Origin of the sequence: Thiorhodospira sibirica ATCC 700588 (assembly GCF_000227725.2) — a bacterium.
Classification (GTDB): Bacteria; Pseudomonadota; Gammaproteobacteria; order Ectothiorhodospirales; family Ectothiorhodospiraceae; genus Thiorhodospira; species Thiorhodospira sibirica.
This window is the reverse complement of the sequence record NZ_MU255057.1, coordinates 211,621-219,389: the sequence shown is the minus strand read 5'-3', so window position 1 is coordinate 219,389 and position 7,769 is coordinate 211,621. Positions and strand designations below refer to the sequence as shown.

At 57.1% G+C, this 7,769-nt stretch carries 10 protein-coding genes; 6 read left to right on the top strand and 4 right to left on the bottom strand.

Annotated features, from left to right (window positions below; translation table 11 throughout):
• The 3 genes from THISIDRAFT_RS14535 to ribD form a co-directional block, all read left to right on the top strand.
• Positions 1-247, top strand: a 247-nt coding sequence (locus tag THISIDRAFT_RS14535; protein ID WP_221914062.1) for a type ISP restriction/modification enzyme, incomplete at its 5' end; no start/stop codon positions are given.
• A gap of 419 nt (positions 248-666) precedes the next feature.
• Positions 667-1,119, top strand: a complete 453-nt coding sequence (nrdR, locus tag THISIDRAFT_RS14530) for a transcriptional regulator NrdR (protein WP_040852882.1) — start codon at positions 667-669, stop codon at positions 1,117-1,119.
• Positions 1,120-1,122: 3 nt separating this feature from the next.
• Positions 1,123-2,244, top strand: a complete 1,122-nt coding sequence (gene ribD / locus THISIDRAFT_RS14525; RefSeq protein ID WP_006788188.1) for a bifunctional diaminohydroxyphosphoribosylaminopyrimidine deaminase/5-amino-6-(5-phosphoribosylamino)uracil reductase RibD — start codon at positions 1,123-1,125, stop codon at positions 2,242-2,244.
• 80 nt (positions 2,245-2,324) lie between these two features.
• On the opposite strand, the gene THISIDRAFT_RS14520 is transcribed toward ribD, so the two are convergent.
• The 4 genes from THISIDRAFT_RS14520 to THISIDRAFT_RS14505 form a co-directional block, all read right to left on the bottom strand.
• Positions 2,325-2,852 (bottom strand): phosphatase PAP2 family protein, encoded by a 528-nt coding sequence (locus tag THISIDRAFT_RS14520; RefSeq protein WP_006788187.1) that lies wholly within the window; start codon positions 2,850-2,852, stop codon positions 2,325-2,327.
• Complete coding sequence (locus THISIDRAFT_RS14515) at positions 2,827-3,990, bottom strand: glycosyltransferase family 4 protein (RefSeq protein WP_472910299.1); 1,164 nt, start codon at positions 3,988-3,990, stop codon at positions 2,827-2,829. The genes THISIDRAFT_RS14520 and THISIDRAFT_RS14515 overlap by 26 nt, the downstream gene beginning before the upstream one ends.
• 147 nt (positions 3,991-4,137) lie before the next feature.
• The gene (locus tag THISIDRAFT_RS14510) at positions 4,138-4,881 is read right to left on the bottom strand and encodes a lysophospholipid acyltransferase family protein (protein WP_006788185.1); all 744 of its coding nucleotides are present in this window, start codon (positions 4,879-4,881) and stop codon (positions 4,138-4,140) included.
• Positions 4,874-5,698 (bottom strand): GNAT family N-acetyltransferase, encoded by an 825-nt coding sequence (locus tag THISIDRAFT_RS14505; protein ID WP_006788184.1) that lies wholly within the window; start codon positions 5,696-5,698, stop codon positions 4,874-4,876. The genes THISIDRAFT_RS14510 and THISIDRAFT_RS14505 overlap by 8 nt, the downstream gene beginning before the upstream one ends.
• Before the next feature lie 167 nt (positions 5,699-5,865).
• Here THISIDRAFT_RS14505 and gspG point away from each other — a divergent pair, with 167 nt between their 5' ends.
• From gspG to THISIDRAFT_RS14490, 3 genes are all read left to right on the top strand, one after another.
• Positions 5,866-6,300, top strand: a complete 435-nt coding sequence (gspG, locus tag THISIDRAFT_RS14500; RefSeq protein ID WP_006788183.1) for a type II secretion system major pseudopilin GspG — start codon at positions 5,866-5,868, stop codon at positions 6,298-6,300.
• Between the two features lie 293 nt (positions 6,301-6,593).
• Positions 6,594-7,247 (top strand): IS607 family transposase, encoded by a 654-nt coding sequence (locus THISIDRAFT_RS14495; protein WP_221914061.1) that lies wholly within the window; start codon positions 6,594-6,596, stop codon positions 7,245-7,247.
• On the top strand, positions 7,225-7,587 hold the full coding sequence (locus THISIDRAFT_RS14490; protein ID WP_246585439.1) for a helix-turn-helix domain-containing protein: 363 nt from the start codon (positions 7,225-7,227) through the stop codon (positions 7,585-7,587). Before THISIDRAFT_RS14495 ends, THISIDRAFT_RS14490 begins: the two co-directional genes overlap by 23 nt.
• The last annotated feature ends 182 nt before the right edge of the window (positions 7,588-7,769 follow it).

Sequence of the window (7,769 nt, the reverse complement as noted above, 5' to 3'; positions counted from 1 at the left end):
CGATAACATCATCAACACACCGCGTTATACCGACGGCAAAATCTGGATCAACGCCCAGCAATACTTCGACAACGCCCCCGAAATCGCCTGGAACTTCTACATCGGCGGCTACCAACCCGCCCAAAAATGGCTCAAAGACCGCAAAGGCCGCACCCTCAACTTTGAAGAAGTCAAACACTACCAACGCATCATCAAAGTCCTCAGCGAAACCCAACGCATCATGCACACCCTTCACATGGATCTCTAACCGTGCAAACACCTCCGGAGCGCCGAGTTACACTCGGCTGGCTTTTAGTGCGTGTTCTGACTGGCCGAGTACAACTCGGCGATCCAGATAACCACCCCGCCCCTATGCGCCACCCCTCCTTATAAAAGGAGGGGTGTTTTTATTGAAAAATCCCGGTGAAACACACACCAGACCGATTCATGCCTAAGCCGTTTTTTGTCACCCAATGCGCGGTAAATCCCCCCGGTTGAGGGCGGAAAGCGTAGCGTGCGGCGCGTGAATCCCTTGTGAGATTCGCAGCGCAAGGCTATTCTGTTTGCGGTTTTCCGCGCTGGGCAAGGTCTGGCGGTGGCTACTACTTGCGTATAAGCGCGCATGTGTGGCTTAGCTTAACGGTATCGACAGGCTAAATCATGATTGGATTTTTCGAGGAGATCGGTGTGCATTGTCCCTTTTGTAACGCCCCGGAAACCCGGGTGACGGATTCCCGGCTTGCTGACGAAGGCAGCCAGGTACGGCGTCGGCGTGAGTGCATTGCCTGTCATGTCCGTTTTACCACCTTTGAAGTCGCAGAGCTTAGTCTGCCCAGGGTGATCAAGGCCGATGGCTCGCGTGAGGGCTTTGCTGAGGAAAAAATCCGCTATGGGATGCAGCGCGCTTTGGAAAAACGGGCCGTTGCCACGGATCAGATCGAGACCGCGATTCAGCGCATCAAGCGCAAATTGCTTGCGCTGGGGGAACGGGAGATTTTATCTAGGCTTATCGGGGAGTGGGTGATGGATGAGTTGCGCAGCCTGGATCAGGTGGCCTATATCCGCTTTGCTTCGGTATATCTGAGCTTTGAGGATGTGAAGGCCTTTCGTGAATTGATTGATCATCTGGAAAAGGAATAAAGCATGGAATATACCGCAACGGATCATGCGCTGATGGCCAAGGCGCTGGCACTGGCGCGCCTTGGTTTGTATACCACCTCGCCTAATCCGCGTGTGGGCTGTGTGATTGCCCTCGGCGCGCAGATCATTGCCCTCGGAGCGCATCATCAGGCCGGTGGCCCCCATGCCGAGATTCATGCCCTGCAACAGGCCGGGTCGCAAGCGCAGGGGGCAACGGCCTATGTCACATTAGAACCCTGTAGCCATCACGGACGTACCCCGCCCTGTGCCGATGCGCTGATCGCGGCCGGAATTACGCGGGTGGTGGTGGCGATGCAGGACCCCAATCCGCAGGTCAGCGGTCAGGGGATTACTCGCTTACGACAGGCAGGAATGACGGTACAGGTGGGACTACGGGAGGCGGAGGCTCGGGCACTGAACCCCGGTTTTATCCAGCGCATGGAACAGGGCCGCCCGTGGGTACGCCTCAAGCTGGCGGTGAGTCTGGATGGGCGCACGGCCTTGGCGAACGGCGACAGTCAGTGGATAACGGGCGAGGCGGCGCGCCATGATGTGCAATATTGGCGCGCCCGTGCCTGCGCCCTGCTCAGTGGCAGCGGTACGGTGTTGGCCGATAATCCCCGGCTGGATATGCGTTTAAGCGCGGCGCAATTGGGTATCCCGCCCGAACAGCTGCGCCAGCCGCTGCGGGTGATTCTGGATAGCCAGCTACGCACCCCGCCCGATGCTCGACTGTTTGCCAGCCCGGCGCCGGTATCCCTGTGCCATAGCGCAAATGCCGATCCAGGCCGGGTCAAGGTGCTCAGCGAGCAAGCACAGCTTGCGGTGATGCCACTGTGTAGCAGCGGGGGCCTTGATCTGCAGGCGGTGATGCAACACCTTGCCCGGCAGCAGATCAATGAAGTGCATGTCGAGGCGGGTGGCGTACTTGCCGGGGCTTTGTTGCGGGCACAACTCTGTGATGAACTGCTGCTCTACATGGCCCCGCATTTACTCGGCTCAAGTGCCCGCCCGCTGGCGGATTTCACGCTGACCCGGATGGATCAGCGCCTGTCCCTGCAATGGCAGGACCTGCGCCTTGTGGGGCAGGATTTGCGTCTTATTGCCCGCCCGGTGTATGCCTGATGGAACGCCGGGCACCCGCCCAGCATTAAAAACTCCCCTCCTTTTCAAGGAGGGGTGCCGCGCAGCGGCGGGGTGGTTATTTACAGCGCCGTCAGACTTAGACTGAACAAGGCCACCATGGCACCGATGCCCGCGCCTGCCAGTACATCTGAGGGATAATGCAGACCCAACACCAGGCGCGACAGGGCCACCATCAGGGTGAAGGGTACCACCACAATCCACCAGACCGGGAAATAGGCCAGCAGCACAATGCTAAACCCCACCGCGTGCATGGTGTGTCCCGACGGGAAGCTGAACTGATCCAGTGGCGGCACATTTTGCAAGATATTGACATGTCGCTTGAAGGGCCGATCGCGCTCGGTGGTCTGTTTGAGCAGCTTGTAAATGGGCAGGGCAATCAGACCGGCAATTGCCATGTGCAGGCTGGCGCGCAAGCCTTCCCAGCCATACAAAACCGGCAAGGCCAGCATCAATACATACCAAAACACCCCGTCGCCCAGGCGGCTGGTGATGGCAAATACCCGCGAGCTCAGGCGGCGATGATTGATGCGGTTAAATGCCAGGCATAAAGGGATTTCAACGTCACTCATTCTCTGTAATAGTCGCATGACAGCGGCCTCGTGTGGCATGGTCTTTAAAAAGTTGTTCCAGCCGATTGTAAATCGTTGACCAATCAATGCTTTGCGCCAGCTCGCGTGCATTAAGTCTTAGCCGGTTTAGATACTCGGGTGATTGTGCCAGTTCCTGCGCCAGGCGGATAAAGGCACCGTGATCGGCAAACGGAGCCAGCAGGGCATGTTCACCGTGGATGAGATGTTCATGCGCGGCGGCGTAGTCAAAGGCAACAATGGCCAAACCACTGGCCATCGCTTCTAACACCACATTGCCAAAGGTTTCCGACAATGAGGGGAATAAAAACACATCTCCGCTGGCGTAATGGCGCGCCAAATCTTCACCGGTACGCATCCCGCAAAAAATGAAGTCCGGATGCAAACGCTTGAGTTCGCGCAGTTCAGGGCCATCGCCCACCAGCACAAAGCGCGCCTCTGGGCGTTTAAGCTGTAATAGCCTGAAACTTTCCACCGCCAGACTCAGATTTTTTTCAGCGGCCAAGCGCCCCACATACATCACCACCAGGGTGTGCTCATCCACGCCCCAGGCGTGTCTCAGCCCAGCATCGCGGCGCTGCGGCGAAAACAGCTGGGTATCCACCCCGCGTGCCAATACCTCGCAGCGCTGAAAACCCGAGGCCTGTAACTCTGTACGCAGGGCCTGGGTCGGCACCAGCGTACAGGCCGTGCGGTTATGAAAGCGGCGCAGGATGCCCCCAATCGCCGGCTCCAGAAAGCCTAAGCCATAATAGCGGCTATAGCCATGAAAATTGGTATGAAAGCCGCTGATTACCGGGATGCGCAGCTGTCTTGCGGCATTCAGTGCGGATCGACCCAACGGCCCTTCCGTGGCGATGTAGACGATATCCGGGGGATTGTGCTGCCAAGATTCCACCAAGGCCGAGCGCGCCGGCAAACCAAAGTGCAGCCCCTTATAACCGGGAATCGGCAAACCCGGATGCAGATGTTCGGTCAAACCCGCCTGCACCCGCTGTTGATCGTCGCGCCCCTGGCGTGGCCGGATCAGATGCACCTGATGGCCGCGCGCCAACATACCATTGACCATATGCTGCAGGGTATGCGCAACCCCGTTGACCTCGGGCGGATATGTCTCGGTCACCAAGGCAATCTGCAGAGCGGTGTGATCATGGATGCGGGCCTGCAATGGCGCGGGCATGGCAGGCGCGGAAAGGGCGTAATCACTGAGCATGAATGTTTCGCTTTATCATGAGGTTATACATGAGGAAACAACAGCCTGTGGCTACTGTCACCATGAGCTTCGCTACGCGCTGGAACCTGCGATGCATTTTGCCAGCGCGCTGGCAACCCGTGTCTGTGCCATCTCGGCCAGTTCGCGGCGTGGCTGCCCATCCACTGCCAAGGGCGGTAAAAATTCAACCCGTACCGGAATCAAGGCCGCACCCAGAACGCGCCAGACATGCGGGAAAAACTGATCATCATCAATAAACGGTGCGGGGGACGGTTGACCATTCGCCAAGGCGGGATAACTCAGCGCCACCGGCTGAATCACCGCAGGGGCTTCTTGCGCGGCGGCAAACAGGCGTGGATGAAAATGACGCACGCTGCGCCCGTCGCTGGTGGTGGCTTCAGGGAAAATGGCGACAGCCCCGCCGTGGCGCAGGCGTTGTACGATGTGCTGGGTAGCCATTGCAGTGGTATGTTGTGCGCCGCGCTGAATGAACAACGTCCCGGCCCGACGCGCCAGCCAACCGATCACCGGCCAGCGACCTACCTCCGCCTTGGAGAGAAAACTCAGCGGCGCGTGTCCGCCCAAAACCAGAATATCCAGCCAGGAAATATGGTTGGCTGTCAGCAAGGCTCCGGCCTGAGCCTGCCCCGTCACACTGACCCGCAGCCCGACAATACGCCCCGCCCGCTGCAGCCACCAGCGCGTTATCTGCGCAAAGCGCGCCGTGGGCAGGCCGTTTGGCTGATAACGCCCCCACAGCAAGGTCAGTACCATACCCAGCACACAATGCCCGGTCAGTCCAAATAATCTATACATGCGTCTTAGGTTTTGCATAGGCGTGATGTACCACAGCTGGCGCCATCGCCGCCCGCAAAAAGTGGCGTTGATAGCGGTGAGGAAGCTTGTCCCGATCCAGCAGTATAAACACATCCGCAACCTGAAAGTCAGGGTCCCAGCAAGGTTCACCACAGACATAGGCCCCCAGACGCAGATAAGCCTTCAATAACGGCGGGGTTAACACATTCCCCTGATGGGCACCGGAGGGCAGCGGCAAGGGATGATGCGGCCTGACCTGCAAGGCCGGTTCCGGGAAATGCTGGGCGCGCAATCGCTCCATCAGCCGATGTGCGGTATAGCCGCCATCTTGCAGGCTGATACTGGCACAGCCCATCAGGTAGTCAAACTGATGCATGGCCATAAACCGCGCCAGCCCCGACCACAACACCCCAATCGCCGCCCCGGTACGATAATCCGGATCAATACAGGTTCGCCCGACCTCCATCATACGCCCTGGCAATCTGAGGATATTGCCCAGATCAAACTCCCCTTGGGAATAAAATCCCCCGGCACACGCCGCCTGCGTGTCCGTCAAGATCCGCGTACTGCCGATCACCCGACCATTACGGCTATCGCGCACCAGCAAATGATGACAAAAAGGATCATAGGCATCACAATCCAGCGCCTCCTGATGTCCCTTGACCTGTGCCCCCAGCTCCTGGGCAAACACCTGATACCGCAGGCGCTGCGAGGCTTTCACATCACACTCACTGGCCGCCAGTCCAACCGTCAGCGACAGCGCCTCATCACTTGGCCGCCATGAACCTTGATCATCATACCTTAACGCAGTGTGCATCGACTTGACTCCCACAATCACTCAGCATCATGGTAGAGGCCCCTCTTTTCAAGTCAGTGACACCCTCATGACGCTTTGATGAAAACCGGCGATGCCTTTAATTGTGGTCTTGCAACGCGCTACAATAACCCCTTTATTTCCACAACTTATGTGAAACCATGCTATCAATGACCCGTCATACCCTATCCCTGCGCACCGTGCGCGGTTTTACCCTGATTGAACTGTTAGTGATTTTGGTGATTCTGGCCTTGATGGCCGGACTGGTCGGTCCGCAAGTCATGCGCTACCTGGGTGAGTCCAAAACCAAGACTGCACAGGTGCAGATTGAAGAGCTGGTGTCGGCGATGGACCTTTATCGCCTGGATGTCGGCAGCTATCCCAGCACAGCGCAGGGTTTGCAAGCCCTGGTCGTGCAACCCGCTGGAGTGGAACGCTGGAACGGCCCTTACCTGCGCCGTCGCGAAGTGCCGGTCGATCCCTGGGGCAACCCATACCTTTACCGTGCCCCCGGCGAACACAGTACCCCCTTTGACATCTGGTCTTATGGCGCCGATGGCCGCCCCGGCGGTGAAGGGGAAAATGCCGATGTCGTAAGCTGGTAACGGGATAGATAACGCGTGGTTTTTAAAATAAAACAAAACCTTGTTGGGTGTGTACGAAAAGAATAAACAGGTATCTGCTTTCCGGGTTAATTAGCAGCGTATTGCTTGCCGGGGTGCTGCCATCACTGGCGCTGGCGCAAACCAGTAACCGCGAAGGCGTTCTTACACCGGGCGAGATCAATCGACCGAAATGTGCTGAACATGAACTACGTTGTGGTCAATTTCCCCCGACTAAAGTCGGGGGTTTTTAACTGACGCTTACAACCTCTGATTACCTCTGATAATCTACGATAATGGAAAAGCGATTAGTTAAGATAGGCGAGGCCGCAAAACTCCTGGGGTGTTCCATAGACGCTTTGCGTCGATGGGAAGCCACCGGAGAATTGCTCCCTGCGCGTAAGACCAAAGGCGGCACACGCTACTACGACACCGCGCAACTGCTTGGGCTGGGTGATGTAGATGCGCCGACCATCTGCTATGCCCGCGTATCCAGTCATGACCAGAAAGCCGACCTCGACCGCCAGCAAGAAATGTTAGAAACGTACTGCGCGGCTAAGGGATGGCGGGCAGAGGTCATCCGTGACCTTGGATCGGGCATGAATGACCGCAAGAAAGGACTGCAACGCCTATTAGAAATGATCTTGCGGCGGCAAATGCGGCGGCTGGTCATTACCCACAAGGATCGGCTGTTACGCTTCGGTTCAGAGCTTGTCTTTGCCTTGTGTGAGATGCAAGGCATTGAGATTGTCATCATCCATAAAGGCGAACAACCCTCGTTTGAGGAAGATTTGGCACAAGATGTTTTAGAAATCATTACNGTCTTTTCCGCGCGCCTCTATGGCAGTCGCTCCCAGAAACCACGCAAGCTGCTGCAAGACCTGGCAGCCTCGGCAGACGTGATCGCAGAAGACCTCGGACTCCATAATGCTCATCGCAAACAAGATTGAACTGCGCCCAACCCCTGAGCAAGCCGATTATCTCAATCGGGCCTGTGGAGCGCGTCGGCACTGCTACAACCAACTGCTGCATTACTTCAGTCAGGACGGTGTAAAGTGGTCAAAAGCCGCAGCGTATCCGTATTATATCCAGGTATTGCGCGTTCAATTTTCGTGGTATGCGGAAGTGTCCAGCCGGGTAACACGCAACGCGATTGACGATCTTGACAACGCATTCAAGCATTTTTTTCGGCGCGTGAAAGCCAAGGCCAAAAAGCCAGGCTATCCCCGCTTCAAGAAAAAGACCTCCATGACTCCTTTGCCCTGCGCGAGTCAGGCAAGTGCGACGTAGACGGGCGCACACTGCGCATTGAAAAGCTCAAGACCCGCATCAAGATGCGCCAAGGTTTACGCTTTACCGGGCAGACCAAACAGGTCACGATCAGCAAGCGGGCAGGGCGGTTCTATGCTTCCATCCTGGTAGACACTGACGAATACAACCCACACGCACCCGAACAAGCTTCAGTCGGTGTT

What these genes read in the sequence shown, in the direction of transcription:
- THISIDRAFT_RS14505 (WP_006788184.1), bottom strand. Translation starts at nt 5,698, where the DNA reads ATGCACACTGCGTTAAGGTATGATGATCAAGGTTCATGGCGGCCAAGT.
- THISIDRAFT_RS14490 (WP_246585439.1), top strand. Translation starts at nt 7,225, where the DNA reads ATGCTCATCGCAAACAAGATTGAACTGCGCCCAACCCCTGAGCAAGCC.
- THISIDRAFT_RS14510 (WP_006788185.1), bottom strand. Translation starts at nt 4,881, where the DNA reads ATGTATAGATTATTTGGACTGACCGGGCATTGTGTGCTGGGTATGGTA.
- gspG (WP_006788183.1), top strand. Translation starts at nt 5,866, where the DNA reads ATGACCCGTCATACCCTATCCCTGCGCACCGTGCGCGGTTTTACCCTG.
- ribD (WP_006788188.1), top strand. Translation starts at nt 1,123, where the DNA reads ATGGAATATACCGCAACGGATCATGCGCTGATGGCCAAGGCGCTGGCA.
- THISIDRAFT_RS14520 (WP_006788187.1), bottom strand. Translation starts at nt 2,852, where the DNA reads ATGCGACTATTACAGAGAATGAGTGACGTTGAAATCCCTTTATGCCTG.